The 19,282-nt window shown below is 63.5% G+C and carries 11 protein-coding genes and 2 pseudogenes; 9 read left to right on the top strand and 4 right to left on the bottom strand.

Features of this window, described 5'->3' with window-relative positions; translation table 11 throughout:
• Positions 1-15: 15 nt before the first annotated feature.
• The 3 genes from FV560_RS12935 to FV560_RS12925 form a co-directional block, all read right to left on the bottom strand.
• On the bottom strand, positions 16-1,968 hold the full coding sequence (locus tag FV560_RS12935; RefSeq protein ID WP_159621969.1) for a penicillin-binding transpeptidase domain-containing protein: 1,953 nt from the start codon (positions 1,966-1,968) through the stop codon (positions 16-18).
• Positions 1,969-2,030: 62 nt separating this feature from the next.
• Positions 2,031-2,744 (bottom strand): FadR/GntR family transcriptional regulator, encoded by a 714-nt coding sequence (locus FV560_RS12930; protein ID WP_159621968.1) that lies wholly within the window; start codon positions 2,742-2,744, stop codon positions 2,031-2,033.
• 37 nt (positions 2,745-2,781) lie between these two features.
• Positions 2,782-4,110 (bottom strand): ABC transporter substrate-binding protein, encoded by a 1,329-nt coding sequence (locus FV560_RS12925; protein WP_159621967.1) that lies wholly within the window; start codon positions 4,108-4,110, stop codon positions 2,782-2,784.
• Between the two features lie 580 nt (positions 4,111-4,690).
• On the opposite strand from FV560_RS12925, the gene FV560_RS12920 reads away from it, so the two are divergent.
• From FV560_RS12920 to FV560_RS12880, 9 genes and pseudogenes are all read left to right on the top strand, one after another.
• Positions 4,691-5,530: a carbohydrate ABC transporter permease gene (locus tag FV560_RS12920; protein WP_200837669.1), complete on the top strand. Its 840-nt coding sequence runs from the start codon at positions 4,691-4,693 to the stop codon at positions 5,528-5,530.
• Positions 5,527-6,429 (top strand): carbohydrate ABC transporter permease, encoded by a 903-nt coding sequence (locus FV560_RS12915; protein ID WP_159621966.1) that lies wholly within the window; start codon positions 5,527-5,529, stop codon positions 6,427-6,429. Before FV560_RS12920 ends, FV560_RS12915 begins: the two co-directional genes overlap by 4 nt.
• A 61-nt stretch (positions 6,430-6,490) precedes the next feature.
• Positions 6,491-7,960, top strand: a complete 1,470-nt coding sequence (locus tag FV560_RS12910) for a sulfatase family protein (protein WP_159621965.1) — start codon at positions 6,491-6,493, stop codon at positions 7,958-7,960.
• Positions 7,957-8,856: an aldo/keto reductase gene (locus tag FV560_RS12905; RefSeq protein WP_159621964.1), complete on the top strand. Its 900-nt coding sequence runs from the start codon at positions 7,957-7,959 to the stop codon at positions 8,854-8,856. Before FV560_RS12910 ends, FV560_RS12905 begins: the two co-directional genes overlap by 4 nt.
• Positions 8,853-9,671: an amidohydrolase family protein gene (locus FV560_RS12900; protein ID WP_159621963.1), complete on the top strand. Its 819-nt coding sequence runs from the start codon at positions 8,853-8,855 to the stop codon at positions 9,669-9,671. The genes FV560_RS12905 and FV560_RS12900 overlap by 4 nt, the downstream gene beginning before the upstream one ends.
• A 394-nt stretch (positions 9,672-10,065) precedes the next feature.
• Positions 10,066-14,664 carry an Ig-like domain-containing protein gene (locus FV560_RS12895; RefSeq protein WP_159621962.1) on the top strand — a complete coding sequence of 1,533 codons (4,599 nt, stop codon included), beginning with the start codon at positions 10,066-10,068 and terminating at the stop codon, positions 14,662-14,664.
• Positions 14,661-16,967 carry a polysaccharide lyase family 8 super-sandwich domain-containing protein gene (locus tag FV560_RS12890; protein ID WP_159621961.1) on the top strand — a complete coding sequence of 769 codons (2,307 nt, stop codon included), beginning with the start codon at positions 14,661-14,663 and terminating at the stop codon, positions 16,965-16,967. The genes FV560_RS12895 and FV560_RS12890 overlap by 4 nt, the downstream gene beginning before the upstream one ends.
• Positions 16,968-17,100: 133 nt before the next feature.
• Positions 17,101-17,265, top strand: a pseudogene (locus FV560_RS20680) (transposase); the annotation flags it as partial.
• Positions 17,266-17,671: 406 nt separating this feature from the next.
• A pseudogene (locus tag FV560_RS12880) lies at positions 17,672-18,347 on the top strand (IS110 family transposase); the annotation flags it as partial.
• A 330-nt stretch (positions 18,348-18,677) separates the two neighbouring features.
• On the opposite strand, the gene FV560_RS12875 reads toward FV560_RS12880, so the two are convergent.
• A partial coding sequence (locus FV560_RS12875) for a sulfatase/phosphatase domain-containing protein (protein WP_159621959.1) occupies positions 18,678-19,282 on the bottom strand: 605 nt, incomplete at its 5' end.

The raw sequence follows: 19,282 nt of genomic DNA, 5'->3' as shown, positions 1-19,282 counted from the left end.
GCGGTCCGCCGCGCATCACCCGCCGCCGAGGAACTGCGCCATCAGCGGCCCAGCCGCACCTGCGCCGTCGGAGCCTTCCTCCAGGAACACCGCGACCGCCAGGTCGTCCTGCACGGCGATCATCCAGGCGTGCGTGCCGCCGTCGTACTCGGCGGTGCCGGTCTTGGCGATGAGGTCGCCGTTGTCGGTCACGTCCGCGAGCGCCTGGCTCGCCGTTCCTTCTGTCACGACGGCGCGCATCGCCTGCCGCAGCAGAGTCGCCTCGGTCTCGGTGAGCGGCGTGGGCACGTCCTGCTCGGCCTGGGCGGTCTCGCGGAACTCCTCGGTGTCGACCAGGACCGGGGTGACGGCGTGGCCGGTGCTGATCGAGGCGGCCACGGTGGCCATGGCCAGCGGTGAGGCCAGCACCTGCCCCTGGCCGATGAGGTCGGCCGCGTGGAGGGTGCCCTCGGCCTCAGTGGGGACCGAGCCGAGCCACACGGGGTAGCCGAGGCCACCGAGTTCGCCGCGCCCGAGCCCGAGGCTGGTGGCGGCGTCGGCGAGATCGGCGGCAGTGATCTGGCCACGTTCGGACATCAGCGCCGTGTTGCAGGACTGCGCGATCGCCTGCTCGAGGGTGATATTGCCGATCGAGGACTCCGGGTAGCCGGGGTAGTTGTCGAACTCGCGGCCATTCACGGTGAGGGTCTCGGTGCAGGAGACGGTGTCATCGAGGCTCATGCCGGCGCGCAGGAGAGCCAGGAGGGTGACGACCTTGAACGTGGAGCCCGGCGCGTACTGCCCGAGCGTGGCCGTCGACCAGCCGTTGCTGGCGGCACTGGATGAGGCGGCGAGGAGATTGCCGGTCGACGGCTCGATCGCCACGAGCCCGGCGGGCACATCGAGCCCGTCCACGATCTGCTCGGCCCGCTCCTGCAACTCCCGGTCCATGGTCGTGCGCAACGGCTCACCCTCGACCGCGTCGGAGGTGTAGACCTCGGTGGACTCCTCCCCCGACGTGACCGAGATCGTCAGGCCGCCGAACCCGCGCAGCTGTTCGTCATAGGCGAGCTGCAATCCTGCCAGGCCCACCTGGTCCCCCTCGGCGATCGCGCCGTCGGAGGCTTCGATGATCTCGGCCGTAGCCGGGCCCACGCGCCCGAGGATGGAGTAGGCAAAGTACTCGGTCGGCCCCATCTGCCGTTCGTCGCTGACGAGGTTGACCCCGTCGATGCCGCGCACGTCCTCCACCACGGGAGCGTCTTGCGGTGCGACGACCGCCACCACGAACGCGCGCTCCCCGGCGGAGAGCACCCGGTCGGCATAGGCCTGTGGATCGTCGAACTCGAGCGCCTCGGCCAGGGCAATCGCCTGGTCTTCCCAGGTGTCGGACTCGATGTGGATCTTGTCAATCCCGATCCGGTACACCTCGGTGGCGGTGACGAGCACCTCGCCGTCCCGGCCGAGCACCTCACCGCGTGGCGCCTCGGACTGCTCGACGGCGAGCACGCCGTCCTCCCCCAGGTCGGGGGCGAGGAGCGAGCGCTGCCAGTCGGCGATGTAGGGACCGTCGTCAGTGGAGACGAGGTGAATGGAGGAAGGGTAGCTCCAGTCCTGATCGGTACCGGGCACGTCCCACGTCCAGGTGAGAGCGGCGTCGGCCGCCATGGATCCGTCGTCCTCTTCGTAGGGAGTGGAGAACCAGGTGACCTCCACGCTGTGTGGCACCAACGGCGTCAGGTCGCCGAGCACTTGCTCGTACTCCTCGGCGGCCGTGGTCGCATCCTCCTCGGCGAGTGGTGCGGAGGTGAGGTCACCTTCCTCCAACGCAGCCGCGAGCGCCTCGGCGGCGTCGACGTGCGGGGTGGCCGGCTCCTCGGGCTCGGGGTCGGAGTCCGAGCAAGCGGCGAGCATGAGCGAGGTGGAGGCGAGCACCGCGAGTACCCGAACTCTCCGGGATGACTGTCGCTGCGCCGTCGGGGTGACCATGGCCCTACGGTAACTGCGGCCCCTGACAGGACAGGTGCGCCATGCCGCCCCGACGGCGGAGCTCACTTCGCCCGGTGCAGCATCTCCTCGATGTTCTTGCGAGTGGAGGCGATGTGGGCGCGCGCGGCTTCCTCGGCCTCGGCGGCGTCACCGCGTTCGAGTGCGTCGACAATGCGTTCGTGCTCACCGATCGCCCGTTCCATCGAGCCGATGTCCGAGCTCATCATGGCCACGACGTCGTGCTGCATCTCCCGGACGGCACTGAGGACCACGGTGAGGTACTGGTTGCCGGTCGCCTCAGCGATGCGGGAGTGGAACTGCCAGTCGCTGACCGTGAAGCCCTCGGCGTCGTGCCCCTGCGCTGCCGTGCGGTTCTCCTCCAGGCGGCCACGGATCTCATCCAGGTCCTCGGACTGGCGGCGCTCGGCTGCCCAGCGTGCCGAGAGCAGCTCCAGACCCTCGCGGAACTCGAACAGGTCCTGGACCCCACGGTCGTTCGGGGAGACCGATAGCGAGAGCAACCGGGACACGGCCGTTCCGGTGTCGTTGCGGACGTAGCTGCCGCTCCCCTGCCGGGAGACCACCAGGCCCATCGCCTCAAGCAACTTGATGGCCTCACGCACCACGCTGCGGCTCACCCCGAACTGCTCGGAGAGCTCCTTCTCAGTGGCGAGCTTCTCCCCGACCTTGATCGCACCCGAGCGAATCTGGGACTCGATCTGGGCCATGATCTGCTGCGACCGGCTCTGGGCAGGTGCTACGGGTTGGAACGTCATGTCGCGATGTTACCTGGTTGCCCGATCAATTGCCGGATCAACCGATGTAGTCCTCGAGTGGGTCCCAGCCTGGAAACATGAACGGGTCCATGCTGTCGATGATCCCGCGCCCCAGCACGTCCTCGAGAACCGTATCGACCTGCGCGTCGTACTCCTCGGCGAACGACGCAAAGTCGATCGAAGCATCCTTGAGCGAATCGTTGAATCGCTCCCGAACGGTTGGACGCGGCCCATCCTCCACAACAGCGTTGTAGAACTCGCCAGCGGCGGGATCGACCTGGAATGGATCTGGCTGAGTCCGGACGAGCTCATCTGCCAGTTCGCGAAGCCGTTGAGTGTCCTGGTCGACCTCAATTCCTTCGTAGACCTCGGGGATGACCGAGATCTGCTTCTCCGCCTCAAAGGCAGCTCGTTGGAACTCAACCGAGCCGAAGAAGTCAAGGACTCGCCACGCAGCCTCGGCAGAGCGCGCCTCGGAACTCATGAACCAGAACCCGAGATTCTCATTGCGCGGTCGCAGGGTACCGACCTGACCAGAGTCAGGCATCGGCGGGGCTGCCAGAGCGAGATTGATGTCTGGGTTCACCTTGCGGATCTCGTAGGCATGATGAATCGGGAACATGTAGAAGCCGAGCCGCCCCGCCGCCATCTGTTGGATGGCGTCCCGTCCGCCCCACGCCTCCCAACCGGGAGAGAAGATCTCGTCGCGCTGCATGGACTGACCGAACTCCACGAGATCAACGAACGAGCCATCGGACGCCATCGGCTCGCCGGTGCGCAGATCGATCGGGACCTCATTGTCACCGCCGTACGGATGCGTCCCTGCAAATCGCTGCATGATCAGGAACCCGAAGCCACTGGTGCCATACACCTCGCGGTTGCCATCAGTGGTGATGACCTCAGCCATCTCGCGCATCTCAGACCACGTCGACGGCGGTTCGCTGAAACCGAAGCGATCAAGGACGTCCACGTTGTAGAAGAGAGGGTTGAGCGCTTGGACCTGAGGGTCGGGCCGCGGTACCCCATACGCTGCGCCGTCAACGTACAGCGGGCTCCGCTGAGAGTCGTACACCCAGTCGGGGAATCGGGACGTGAAGTCGTCGGTCAGGAACTCGTCCAGCGGTTGGATCCAGCCGCGCTGATGCAGGTCTCGCAGCAAGAGCCGCCCCGCGCCAGACTGGCGGAACACGTCCGGAGCATCTTCCGCCCCACCCGTGAATGCGAGCTGCATGGCGTTGGCGTAGGAGTCCGGTGCAAAGAACTGCAACTCGACCGTGATATCGGGGTTCGCTTCCATGAACTTGTCGAACTGTGCGCGCTGAAACTCCTCATCCGTCGGCCCCTCGGGCACCGTCCAGACCCTCACCGTTCCTCCGCTTGCGCCACCCGACGACGTTCCGCCGGGCGCCGGCTCCGCCCCGCCTGGCCCGCACGCAGCAAGAAGACCTGAGGCTCCCAGAACTCCAGAAGCCTGCAGAACGGACCGCCTACTGAGCGCCGACCTCGCATCGAGCACGCGCGCCCGGTCCGACAGTTTGACGGGATGTTCCATGGGTCCTCCTCGACCAAGGGCAACCATTCACTCTGCTTGCCCGGTTGTCTGATAACCAAGCCAGGATCGTCGATACGTCCACGACCTGTCAACCACGCCCGGTCACGGTTCGACAACATCACACCCCGATCCGCCGCCTTGAAAGTTGTCCGATCACCCGTTAACGTGATGACTGCATTGCGGAGCGACGGTGGACATGAGGTCCGCGCAGGTCGCTGGCTCGTCCCAGAACAGAGAGGTCCAGCAGGTGACGCCCGTCTCCTCAACCAGCAGCGTGCGAGCGGCACGGCCGACGAAGGCCGAGTCCCTTGCCGCTCGCATGTGGCAGTACCGATGGCAGTACCTGTTCGTGGCTCCCATGATCGTGTTGTTCATTGCGTTCACCCTTTGGCCTATGGTCGCCAGCTGGGTGTACTCAGTCTTCGACTGGTCCGGCTACGGCCCCCTGCAGAACTTCGTCGGGCTGGACAACTTCGATAGCGCGTTCAGGGACCCACTGTTCTGGAATGCATTCAAGAACACGGCAATCTTCGCTGCCTTCGCCATCTTCGTCCAGCTTCCGCTGGCGCTCATCGTTGCAGTTGTGTTGAACGACAACGCACTCAAGGGGCGGAACGTCTACCGAATCCTGCTCTTCCTTCCGGTCGTCACGACGACCGCCGTCGTCGGTGTGGTCTTCGCGATCCTGCTCAACCCCTCGGGCGGACCGATCAACGAGTTCCTGCTCAGCCGTGAGTTCTTGGACCGACCCATCAACTTTCTTGGGAGCACCGAGCTCGCTCTGCCGACTGTGCTCGTGATCGACATGTGGAAGGGCATCGGGATCACGATCATCTACTGGCTGGCTGCGCTGCAGACGGTCCCTGGCGAACTCTACGAGGCTGCACGCATCGACGGCGCCAACAAGGTACAACAGTTCGCGCGTATCACTGTCCCCCTGATCGTGCCGATCGGCATCGTCATCCTGCTCTTGACCTTCATCACAAGTATGAACGCCTTCGACATCATCAAGGTGATGACCGACGGCGGCCCGAACGGTGCTACCGATATCGTCCAGACCTACATCTATCGCTACGCCTTCGATCCCGAGGGGGCTCCACAGTTCGGATTCGCGTCCGCAGTCGGAATCCTGTTCGGCGTCGCTGTCATGCTGCTGAGCTCCCTCCCCATGCTCCTGCGCAGGAGGCGACGTACACAGATCGGTCCCGCACCCACGAACGGAGACGAGCGATGACGCTGACCGACGATCGCCCCCGGGTCGGCACGACAACGATCCGTACCCGCCGGACCAACCAGAATCGACGCCGCGCGTGGATTCAGCGCGTGAGGCAAGTGCCGACGCACGTCATCCTCATCGCCATCTGTCTCGCCTGGACGTATCCGTTCGTCTGGATGATCTCCACCGCACTCAAGCAATCCGGCGACATCTTCAACCTGGATCTCATCCCAACAGATCCAACTTTCGAGAACTTCGCCCGCGCGTGGGACTCCGCCAACTTCGGGCAGTACACGTTCAACTCCGTGGTCGTCTCCGTGGGATCTGCAGTGCTGGTCGTCGCAGTCTCAGCGCTGGCTGGCTACGCACTCGGCCGAGGAAACATGCCGGGCAAGAAGATCATCGTGGGAGTCCTGGTCGCCACGATGTTCCTTCCCAAGGGATACACGATCTTGCCCGTCTACATCCTGATCAACGCGCTGGGGTTGAACAACACGCTGTTCGGGATCGTCCTTGCGGAGGCTGGCCCAGCGCACATTGTCGGCATTCTGCTCTTCATGGGCTACTTCTCGCAGATCCCTCGCGACCTGGAGGAGGCCGCAATCGTCGACGGCGCCGGCTACTGGCGCATCTTCCTGCGGATCATGTTCCCCCTCGCTACCCCTGTGACAGCGACGGTGTTCATCTTTAACTTCATCTCCGGCTGGCAGGGCTTCCTGATCCCCCTCGTCTTTACGCTCGGAGCACCGGAGCTACGCACGACGGGCGTGGGGATGTTCTCCTTCTTCGGCGAGTACAGCGTCGACTGGACCGGTCTGGCGGCCGGCGCGGTGATCTCGGTGGTGCCGATCATCATCGTGTTCCTGTTCATGCAGCGCTACTTCATCGAAGGGATCGCCGGTGCCGTCAAGGGCTGACCACACCGACCACCTGAAATCCCTTCCTGACCCCCTACCCCACCGCCGAGGAGAATCGACGTTGCGCCCACCGAACGTGCTCTATCTGATGTCCGACCAGCACACGAGCACCGTGCTGGGCTGCGCCGGCGATCCAGTGGCCGAGACACCGAACCTCGATCGCCTGGCCGCGAGCGGCGCTCGGCTGACCGACGTCTACTGCCCGTCACCGATCTGCGTACCGTCCCGGATGTCGATGCTCAGCGGGCGCCACCCGCACCGCAACCACGTCTGGACGAACGACCACCCACTGCCGGGCTCGATCGCGACCTGGCCACAGGCACTCGGGGCCACCGGATACCGCACCCGGCTCGTCGGGCGGTTGCACTCGATCGGCACCGATCAGCTCCTCGGTTTCTCCGAGCGGACAGTGGGTGACCACTCCCCCAACCACCCCGGCGGCAAGCTCTCCGACCTCGGCGTCCTCATGGGCACGGCCGGGCCAACCCGGGTCAGTCTGGACCGGTCTGGCCCAGGTCGACACCCCTACCAGCAGCACGATGTGGACGTGACGGTCTCGGCGATGGACAGCCTCCGCGAGTTCGGAGCCCGTCGGCGGGCCGGCGACGATCAGCCGTTCGCCCTCTCGGTCGGATACATGCTGCCGCACCAGCCGTACGTGGCCGACCCGGAGGACTACGCCCGCTTCGAGGCGAAGATAGGACCGGCGCCGATCCGGGTCCTGCCTGATCACCCCCACCATCAACGGTGGCGGGAGCAGACCGCGATCACCGATGTCTCCGAGGAGGAGGCCATCCGGGCCCGTACGGCGTTCTACGCGCTGACCTACCGCATGGACGTGATGGTCGGGCAGGTGCTGGACGTGCTCGAGGAGGAGGGCCTGGCGGAGAACACGATCGTCGTCTACACCTCCGACCACGGGGACCACCTCGGCAACCGTGACCTGTGGTGGAAGCAGACCTTCTATGAGGAGTCGGTGAAGGTCCCCTGCCTGGTCTCCTGGCCCGGTCACATCCCGGCCGGCACGGTTCACCGGGCCCCGGCCGGAGGGGTCGACCTGACCGCCACCGTGCTGGATGCCACCGGAGCGCCGACGCTGCCGAACGCCGACGGACGCTCACTCCTCGGCGCGCTGACCGGCGACGCGCCTGACGAGGTTCCCGAGGCGGTCTACTCGGAGTACTGCACGGACGACGGAGCGATCCAGCGGATGGTCCGTCGCGGCCACTACAAGCTCGCCTACTACGACGGTCAGCCTGTGCAGCTGTTCGACCTCGATGCCGATCCGCACGAGGTGCACGACCTGGCCGATGACCCTGCCCATGCGGGGACGGTCACCGAGCTGACCGCCCTCGTGCTGGACGGATGGGATCCGGCCCGCGTGCGAGCCGAGATCGAGGAGATACACGCCGATCTGGACATCCGCACCACCTGGGCCGCGCGCACCGAACCGGCGGACACCTACCGCTGGCATCTAGTTCCCCAGATGAGCGCGCTCAGCGGGCGATCGGAGCCCGAGGTGAGCCGATGACGGCGACCCCCGCCCAGGCCTCCCGGCTTGAACTGGGTTGTGCCTGGCTGGGCCCACCCCGGTCCGAACCCGAGGTCGCTCACGCGACCGTCCAGGCCGCCCTCGACTGTGGGATCCGCACCTTCGACGTCGCACCCCTGTACAACGCCGGCGCTGCCGAGTCGGTCCTGGGCGAGGCCCTGACCGAGGTCCCACGATCTCAGGTCCGTGTGTCGACAAAGGTAGGCCGACGGCTCCGCACCGGACCGGACGGGGTGAGAGCCGCCGTCGGCGACTACACGCCGTCAGGCGTGCGGCGCTCGCTCGACGAGAGCCTGGAACGGTTGCGCGTGGACCGCGTGGATCGGCTACTTCTGCACGATCCGCAGAACGCCGAGGACGGCGGCGTTTCGGCCTACCGCGAACTGGAACGCATGCGCGAGGAGGGGCTCACGGATGCGATCGGGATCGGGATCAACCAGACCGAGTATGCCCGTCCCTTCGTCGGTGAACACCGTCTCGAGGTGATCCTGCTGGCAGGTCGATGGACCTTGCTCGATCAGCGAGGCGCCGAGTGGCTGCTTCCACGTTGCTCCGAGCTGGCGATCGATGTCACCGCGGCAGGTGTCTTCAACACCGGAGTGCTCGCCAATCCTGACGCTGCCGACGCTACCTTCAACTACGCCCCCGCGTCGGAAGCGGTGCGTTCTCGAGCTCGCGACCTCAGCGATGCCTGCCTACGCCACGACGTGGCCCTACAGACAGCGGCTCTCCAATTTCCCTTCACGAACCAAGCAGTGAAGTCGGTGACCGTCGGCGCGGCCGCCGCTTCCGAGGTTCGAGCGAACGTGAGGAACCTTCACCACCCCGTTCCCCCATCGCTGTGGGAGGACCTCCGTCGGAAGGGACTGATATGACCCAGGTGCTGGACACACACGTACATCTCGTCGACGATCCTTCGTGGGTCCGAGCACCACGCCTGCAGCCAGTGCGCCGCCCGTTCACACCAGACAACATCCGGGACGATACTGCCCCGACCGACGTCGACGCCATCGTCTCCGTACCGTCCATTCCAACATTCGCAGAGTCTCAACGGATACTGGACCTTGCCGATGACGACAGCCTCATCGCTGCCGTCATCGGATGGGCTGACCTCGCTGGACCACAGCTCGCCAAGCAGCTCGACATCCTCCAGACGACCTCACACCGGTTTCGTGGCCTGCGCCACCCAGTGCAACGAGACCCAGATCCGGACTGGCTCATCCGCCCCGACGTCCTCCGAGGGCTCCATGAACTCGAGGAGCGCGACCTCCTGTTCGAGGTCCTTGTCCGTCCAGACCAACTGCCAGCAACCGTGCAGATGGCAAGCGAGCTCCCCGAGATGACATTCGTCCTCAACCATGCCGGCAATCCGCCGTTGGACGGGCAGGACATCACCGAATGGGAGCATCACATCCGGCAGCTCGCCGCGCACGACCACGTCGCATGCAAGCTCTCGGGCCCCATCGTGCACGACCATCACACTGTTTCCCGAGACAGTCGCGCCCGGTGCCTCACTGTCCTACTCGACGCTTTCGGACCACAGCGTCTCACTCTCGGTTCGAACTACCCACTGTGCCTGATCGAAGGCCCGTACGAGACCACCTGGCACACGGGACTGCGGATGCTGGGCGAGGTTGGGGTCAGTACAGAAATCGCCAGCGCGACGGCCGCCCGCCTCTATTTGCGCTAGCAATCCGTACGCATCTCATCGGCCACACCAATCAGACGCACCAATCTCGACGCAGAAAGCGATTGACGCGATACAGAGACACGCAGTACTCTACTTGTCGGACAACCCGGGTACCGGGTGACCGCTCTATCTATGGCCGAGCATCGACGCTCGCTACGGAAGGCTGAACGTGCACTTGAACCGATCACCCATCGCCATCGTTATCACCGCGGCGCTTGCATCGGCAGGCGCTCTCGCAGGCGCTCAACCGTCAGACGCGCTACCGGCTACCTCGTCGCTCGAGATCCATGTCTCACCTGACAGCGATGCCGCCACAGCAGACGGATCGGCTGCACACCCGTTCCCGACACTCTCTGAGGCACGCGACCATGTCCGGACAGAGGTGAGTTCGGGCATGACGGCGGACATACAAGTACTCCTGCATGACGGCACGTACTACCTCGAAGACAGCCTTCACCTCGACGAACAAGACTCAGGTCGAGACGGGCACACCATCACCTGGACGAACGCAGACGGCGCTACGCCAGAGCTGGTGGGCGGCAAACCGATCGAGGGGACCTGGGAAGCTACCGATCACCCTGACATCCAGCGAATCCACCTGCCAGAGGTCGCCGCCGGCGAGTGGACGTTCGAGCAAGTGTTTGTTGACGGAGAACGCCAAACCAAGGCTCGGTTCCCGAACGATGGCTATCTCTACACCGAGGGCACTCCGGACGGGTGGCGCGACTTTCGTACGCAGGGCGACCTTCCAGCTTGGTCACCGCCCGCAGGGGCGCAGGTCACCATCTGGACTCGGCCGTTCTTCATGGACACCATCGAAATAGCAACGATCGACCAGGAGTCGAACACGGTCACAGTTTCCGAAGACCTGTTTCGTCCGATCCGTCAAGACGACAACGCACGGTACTTCGTCCAAGGCTTCCGTGAGGCACTCGACAGTCCGGGTGAGTTCTTCCTTGACGAGTCGGACGGCTACCTCTACTACTGGCCCACGTCTGACCTATCCACATCGACGATCGTGGCACCAACGACGGACAGGATCATCTCCCTCCATGGCTCGACACCGGAACTGCCGATCGAGAATGTTCGGATCGAAGGACTGCAGCTCAGTACCTCATCCTTCACCCGCTATTTCAGTGAGACCCATGACATCGAATGGAACCGACCTGCCGACGACAACACGCCAGGAATCATCTACATCGAGAACGCGCAAGACATTGGCGTCGTCAACAACAACATTTCAAATGCTGGACTGAATGGAGTGTCGCTCCACCGATACGCCCAGGACATCACCGTCTCGGGAAACGAGATATCGGGCGCCGGATATCACGGCATCCTCGCAATGGGAACCATCAGTGGCACATTCGATGGAAATGGCGACCAAGTCTACGACAACCGGTCGAACCTCATCTCCAACAACTATCTACACCATGACGGCGACCTGGTTGGGCACGCGGGAGGAATCTTCCTGCACCAAAGCGGCGAGAACATTGTCGAGCACAACGTGATCCATGACATGCCGCGCTACGGAATCGGGGCGAAGGGAGGTCGCTTCCCAGACATGGCGCATGAACTCACCAGTCGCGACAACATCGTCAGATACAACGACATATCACGCGTCCTGCAGAACTCAGACGATGCCGGTGGGATCACGTTCACCACCACCGGCCCCGGTAACGTGATCGAGAACAACCGCATCCACGACTACAGCGCGGAGCTGGTGCATCGCGGCCCGTCCTACGGAATCTATCTCGACAATGAGAACACTTACGCCACGGCTCGCTTCAATGTCATCCACGACATCGGAGCACCTAGCGACTCTTCCCACCATGGGCCAATCGCCATCAAGGGGCACTACAACTCTCTGGAAAACAACTTCCTCATCGAGAACTCTCACACCCCATCCGCTATGGCCATCGCCAACATGCAGCACGGCAACAACGATGCCGTAGCGCACCGATACACACGCAACGTGAGTTATCTCGAGTCCGATGGGGCAGCGTTCTACGATTTCCTCAATTATGAACCTGACAGCTTGGAGCACTCCGACGACAATGTCTTCTATCACGTCGCCGACGAGTACCGCGTGACTGGGCTATCTGGAGTTCTCGACGGAGGAGACTGGCTACTCTTCCGCGACTCTCAGTTTGACCAACACTCCGAGTTCACCGATCCACAGTTCCGCGACCCGGAGTCGGGTGACTACACCCTCTCGCCGTTCTCCCCTGCTTTCGCCCTCGGCATCGAGAACATCGATCTATCCCAGATCGGCACTACCACCGACCGATTCGACGCCGGTCCGCTGGCTCGGCTCCATGCAACTGCTGGCGAGGACCCGACCCAGGTCGCCCTTGAAGTAGGTACGGAAGCAGATCTGGAGATCGTTGCGCGGGACGAACACGGGCTACTGCTCTCTGCCGAGGACTATGCTGTGACGTTCACAAGCGCCGATCCCACCGTGGCAACAGTGGATGCCACAGGCCGGGTGAGTGGTCACAGCGTCGGTGCGACTGCGATTACGGCATCGGCGACCGCCGATGGGGCTACCGTCGAGGTATCGATTCCTGTCCTCGTCGGTGACACTCCGAGTTCGATCTCGGTGACCACAGACGAGGAAGCAACCCTCGCCGTCGACCAGGAGACCAGCCTGCGAACAATACAGGAGTCGACGATGGGCATAGTCGACCTTCTCGACCCAGACAATGTCACCTTCACCTCCAGTAACTCGGCTGTCGCGTCGGTTACCGATGCAGTGGTGACAGCACACCAAACAGGCCAGGCAACCATCACGGCCACAGTCGACACAGGTTCACAGACGCTCGTCGATACAATCGAGATCGCCGTCAAGGACCGCGTCCTCGACACCCTCGACGCGCAGAACAGTGCCCTCGGCATTGCCGTCGGCGCTACCGCATCGGTCGACGTCACGGGCACATGGTCAGATGGCAGCTCCATCGATCCTTCAGTGATGCAGGTGACCTACTCCAGTAGTGACCAAAGCGTCGCAACCGTCAACTCCGAAGGGACGATCAACGGCCTCGCACCGGGAACGGCACGCATACGCGTCGCGGCCGAGGTGGACGGTCTCGAGGTCACTACCCAGACCAGTGCCTACGTAGTAGGTGAAAGCCCTGCTCCGACGGGCTGGACGTCGACCGAAGTCGGAACGTGGAGCGATCCGGAAACCTACCTCGACTACGACGACGGTCGCTTCACGCTTGCTACCAATGCGCGCGATGCCTGGGGTACGGCAGACGCGGCCCATCTTGTGCACCGCACCGTCTCACCGACGGACTACCCCGACGGATTCTCCCTCACAGCAACCCTCGAGTCCGTAAGCCAGGTACATGTCAACTCCATGGCGGGTCTGATGATCCGCGATGACCTCGCCTCTTCCTCTGTTGTGGTGGCCCCACGGGTGCGCCCTGGAGGCGCGATGCCAGTCGGGGTTCGCAGTGAGACCGGAAGCAGGACGACGAACGTCTCAGGCAATCCCTACCTCTCCTTTCCTGCCACGCTCAGGTTGACCTATCGCGATGGCCTGGTGACCTCGTCCTACCTTGATGGGACTGAGTGGATCGAATCCGGGCAAGCGACCCTCGACCTGGGCGAGACGATCGAAGTCGGTATCTGGAACGCGGCGTTCGACACAGCAGGCATCTCACAAGCAACGTTCACGGACGTCCAGTTGGAGCCACTTGATCCGGAACCTGCCGCCGCCGAGACCTTGGCAACGCTCGAAAATGAGACGACGATCGCGACGGCCTACCTCGCTACGAGCGTCACGGGGGATGACACCGGTGAGTACCCCGCAGGGGCCGTCACCGATCTCCAAGGTCACGTGGACCACGCGAACGATGTTCTCGACCTCGGGAGTACCGCCACGGAGAATCAAGTCAGTGCGGCCTTGTCCGTGCTCCGCGACGGCCTACAAGTGTTCAACGACAGTCGCCATGCCCCCCTGCACACTTCGCTCGACTTCAACGATGAGCCGATCGGCGAGATGCCCGAGGGCCTGCGCACCTTCACTCCAGAGAATGGTGAGACGTACATCGTCGAGGACGGCTACAGCGACAGCCAGTCCCTTCAGATCGACAGTTCAGCAACGCTCTTTCATCTCCTCGGCGACCTTCCTCCCGGAAGCGGACAACTCACATACACGATGCGATTCCGGCCAGACCAGACGACCGCACAGTTCATCGTGAGGCTGAGCGCGGCAGATCGTGGAGAACAAGCACTCCACCTGTGGTTCGTGAACAACGGATCGATTAGAATCGTCGACGCGGACGGAAACCGGACGAAGATCGGGACCTACGACGCCGACCGTTGGCACGAACTCGATGTCCACGTGGACACAACAACACAAATGCTGGATGTCGAATTGAACGGAGACCTGCTCGCATCCGATGTGCCATTCCGACACCCCGTAGCATCAATCGAGACCGTGGAATGGCAGGCGGGTCCAGGGACTTTCTGGGTCGACTCCCTCCGAGCATCGACTGAGGGGCACGACACCACGCTCGCGACCCTCACCATGGACACCGAGCCACTCGAAGGATTCGATCCATCCGTCACCGACTATGTCGTTGAACTTGCGCCTGGCGATCCTCTACCAACCGTCGATGCCGCGACGACGGATGCCGACGCCAGCCTCCATATCTCTCCCGCCCAACAGCGGGACGGGACTACGTCAGTCGTAGTCATCTCCGACAACCGTCGAGTTCACACGATCTACACGGTCGCATTCGTCTGCGGCACGCATAGCGATGAGGAGGTCATCGCAATCGGATCTTCGGAGACGGACGTGCCGAACTATCAGCGCGTAGACGGATGCACATTCATGGATGTTCTCGACGACCGCAGACCATTCGACCAGAACGAACTGGTTCACGAAGTACGTACCGTGGCCCTCGATTGGATGCACGAAGGGCACCTGGCACCGCTCGAGTACGTCACACTTATTCGCACTGCGATCGACGAAAGCAGCAGATGAAGACGCCTGAATCAATGCTCCGTGCTTGGTACGAAGCGGTAGTCGGCCCAGGTAGCGACCCCACCGACGCCGCAGTCGCTTCGGCAGTAGCCGCCGTAGATCGCCGAGCGTCGGCAGTGCTCGACGCTATTGAGGCCAGTGGGGCGGGATTCTTCACAGGGCTCCCTTTGATGCGCGAAGAGTCATATGCCGCCTCGCAGAGCATCTGGCAAACCTATCGGAACCTCCGGTGCTTGGCTCTGGCATGGCGCACACCATCCTCACAGTTCAACAACGATGCCAGAATCCTTCGGCAAGTTCTGCAAGGGCTAGCTGTCACACATGCACGCGCCTATCATCCTGGACGCCACCCTTTCGGGAACTGGTACTTCAATGAGATCGGATCCCCACGAGCCATGCTCGAGACGTGCGCACTGGTCAAAGATGCCCTCGACCCTGTCGCGCTCACCAACTATCTCGATACCTACGATCATTTCGTCCCCGAACCCTCGGTACGAACTAAGCTCCCTCACGTACCGGAGACCGGTGCCAACAGAGCCGACAAGGCGTACAATCATATGCTTCGGGAAGTTCTTGCCGGTGACAATTCTCAACTCCAGCGTGGGTACGGCGCGCTCGTGGATCAGCTCGGTCAGGGGCGACACAGCATCTTTCAGTACGTCGACTCTGGCGACGGCTTCTATCGCGACGGATCCTTCATCCAGCACCATTCAGTACCATACACAGGCCACTACGGCATTGATCTGCTCAACGCCGTTGCGTCTTACACAGAGTTGACCGCGGGTACTGAGTGGTCGTTGAGTACAACGGAACAGAGGTTCCTGACTGAGGTCGTCGATAACACCTTCAGCCCGATGATCGTCGATGGCCAGATGATGGATGCTGTTCGCGGGCGGATGATTGGCGAGCCCCGCAACAGCAGCGCCCGTCGCGCCCAATTGCTCATCAGCATCATGCTCCGGCTCATCCGAAGTGGCCTCATCGAACGCGAGAGCGCATGGCGCGACCGCTGTTGCGGATGGCTGCAGCGATCGCCTGAACCGCACCATCTACACGGATCGCCCGCAGAGGTCGCGCTCATGCGCGACCTCTTGCTAGATCCCAGCGTGACAGCTCTGCCGGAGCCGGCTAGCTCACAGATCTTCCCGGGGATGGCCCGGGCAGTTCACCGCAGACCGGGATGGACTCTCACCATTTCCATGGCCTCGCGGGCTGTCGCCTGGTACGAGAAAGGTCGCGAGAATCAGGCTGCCTTCCACCTCGGGGACGGGATGACGTATCTGTACGGGGGCGATAGACAACACTTCGATGACGCGTTCTGGCCAACCGTTGATCTCGGACGACTCCCTGGCACAACAGTCGACCATCCCCAGCCGAGCAAACCGGATCAATTCCGTGCGCAGCGCGCGAAGCCTGCTCGAGCCTCGTTCGCCGGCGGAGCCATCTTCGACGAGTTGTACTCAGTGGTCGGTACGGAACTCGAGGAGATGGCACCCCCCGATGGACACCCCCTGATCCGCGGACGCAAATCATGGTTCTGCCTGGACGACCGCGTCGTCGCGGTCGGATCGGGAATCACGTCACGGACTGGGCATCCTGCCGAAACCACGGTCGAGAACCGGAACCTCGGGCAGGACAGCCAGCAGGTCCTACTGCTCGACGGCGTCGAAATCCTGGCCGGGCGCCAGATGTTTGCCGGGAAGGCTCAATGGGCACATCTCGAAGGCGTAGGCGGATACATCTTTCACGACACCCCTACGCTGCGCGTCCTGCGCGAACGTAGGAAGGGGTCGTGGCGTCGCCTCAACCTCGATGGTCCCGAGGCACCCCTCATCCGCGAGTTCGTCACTCTATGGCTGCCTCACAAGAATAGCGCCGCCAGTTGCTACGCCTACACATTGCTTCCCGGCGCTTCACCCCAGCAGGTCGCTGAGGAAGTACAACAGCCTCGCGCGAGGATCGTGGCACGAACCCCGGACGTGCACGCGATCGACGTTCCAGAGTTGAACCTGACCGCAGTCAACTTCTTCGCAGCCGGCTCTGTCGCCGGCATCGAAGCAGAGCGCGCATGCTCAGTCATCCTGGTCTGGCAAACCGCTCGTCACGCTCGCATCGCCATAGCGGACCCTACCGGCAGCACGAAACCGCTCCGTCTCCGACTCGCGTTCTCGGCCATCTCCTCATCGGATGTGGGAAGTCGAAACGTCACCGTGGATCCGGGTCAATTCTCGACGTCGGTGTGCGTGATGCCTTCGCCAGGAGATGTACCCGGACAAACACGGTCAGTCACTCTTCACGCCTGAGCAGTGGTCAATCGAAGCCAAGCTCAGCACGACGCGCTCGGAATCCATATATCGCACCCGCACACTCGCCCTCCTCCTTCCTCCTGACTTGGGGTTCGCCTCCTGTTGTGGACACCGATCGAGGTGGGATCTGATGGGTTCTGCTGGAATGGATGTCCTGATGAGGAAGAAGTACACGCCCGAGTTCCGGGCTGAGGCTGCACGGCTGGTGGTTGATACCGGGCGCCCGATCGCGCATGTGGCGCGTGAACTCGGGCTGGGTGAGCAACTGCTAGGCCGGTGGGTCCATCGTGAGCGTGCCCGTAGTGAGGGGCCCGGTGTTGAGGACCAATCGTTGGGCCCGAGTTGGCTCACGGGATGGATTGGCTCAGGGCCTCGGTGTTCTGACCTGCGGTGAGGTGGTCTCGACGATGTCGATTGGGGCACTAATCGGTGCGATGACATCCGTTGGGCCCGAGTTGGCATATCGTCTGCAGGCCCATCGGGTACTGAGCCTCGATCCGTAAGTTCTTGGGTGGCCCGGGAGGGCTGGGTGTGGCGGAGCCTTGATTGCCCCTGATGGCTCCGATGGATTGGCCGCCCGGCTCCTTCTGGGGCGCCTTGACTGCTGATTGAGCTGCGCGTCCTGGTCGCTGTTTACGGATCTGTCGGCGGGGTGTTCCTTCGGGCCACGGCATTGTTCGTGCGCTGGAAGGAGGAGATGGATGAAGGAACGGATCCCGCTCGGGTGGGCGGGCATCGATGTCGGCAAGGCCCACCACTGGGTCTGCCTTCTCGACGACGCCGGCACCACGGTCTGGTCGACGAAGGTGGCCAACGACGAGGCCACCATTCTCGACGCGGTCGGCGGGGTCCTTGCCCGTGCGGATGAGGTCGTCTGGGGAGTCGATGTCACCGGCACCATGTCGGGATTGCTGCTCGCGCTGTTGGCGGCACACGGTCAGTCGGTGAGATACGTGCCCGGGCGGACGGTGAACCAGATGGCCGGCGCCTACCGGGGTGAGGCGAAGACCAACGCCCGCGACGCCTACGTGATCGCCGAGACGCTGCGTCACCGAGGCGATCTTCAGGAAGTGGAGGTCGCCACCTCGCTGGTGACCGAGCTGCAGCTGCTGGTGACCCATCGCACCGACCTGGTCGGTGACCGGGTCCGTATGGTCAACCGGCTCCGCGACGTGCTCAGCGGCTACTTCCCCACGCTGGAGGCGGGCGTTCGACTACGCCCACAGCCGTGGCGCTCTGACCCTGCTGACCGGCTACCAGACCCCGCAGGCGATCCGCCGGATCGGCGAGTCCCGGTTGCGGGCCCGGCTGACCAAGCGGAAGGTCCGCAGCGCGGACCAGATCGCAGCAACTGCCCTGGTCGCGGCCAAGGCCCAGCAGGAGAAGCGGGGATAGGGCCACGGACACGTCCAGGCGCTCATCGCGCTGGCCCGTCGACGCGTCGACGTCCTCTGGGCGCTACTCCGCGACCACCGACCCTTCGAACTCGCCCCACCTACCCGAAACCCGTTGCCCCGAACGGCTTGACAAAGTCATTGAGAATCCACCGATCGGTGAGCGTTGCGGGTTGGCGTGGGAACACGAAGATGCCCCTCTGAACTGGGAAAGTGCGACTTGTCGAAGGTCCGCATCACCCGCTCAAGAAGGGCATCTTCATACGGTCTAAGGGCAAGCCAAGTGAGTAGATCCGCGCGAGCATGAGGCCGTTCACAACTGGCTACGCCTGGGCTGCTGGTGGGCGTACCGGGCCGGCACCCACTCACCTGAGTAGGCCCTGGTCTCGGGCTGCACGTGCGAAGCGCGCTCCGGCGCCTCCTCGATCACCGGCGGCTTCTCCCCCGCTGCGACCATGCGGGCGAGGAGCCGTTCCCGGAGCTCGTCGGCCACCTCGCGGAAGGCGGGGACGCCGGCGACGTTGCGCAGCTCGTGGGGATCGTTGGCCAGGTCATACAGTTCGGCCTCCACGTAGCGATCGGCGCTGTGCTCGATCCACGGATCGGTATCCGGGGCCACCACGTGGTACTTCCACCGGTCGGTGCGCAGGGTGCGGCCCAACTCGGACTCGCTGACCTGCACAAACGCCTCCCGCGGGAAGTCAGCACCTGGATCACGCAGCAGCGGCACAATTGAGTTGCCCTGCATCTGCTCCGGCACGGTGATCCCGGCCGCATCCAGCAGGGTGGGCGGCAGATCGATGGTGCTGACGGGCCGGTCCACGCGGCCACCGCCGTCGAAGCCCGGGCCGCATAGGGCCAACGGCACGCGGATCGAGCTGTCGTGACAGGAACGCTTGTACTCGGCGTTGCGGGTGC

Source organism: Ruania rhizosphaerae (assembly GCF_009805705.1).
Classification (GTDB): domain Bacteria; phylum Actinomycetota; class Actinomycetes; order Actinomycetales; family Beutenbergiaceae; genus Ruania; species Ruania rhizosphaerae.
The sequence above is the reverse complement of the archived record's forward strand: the minus strand, read 5'-3'. Positions and strand labels throughout refer to the sequence as shown.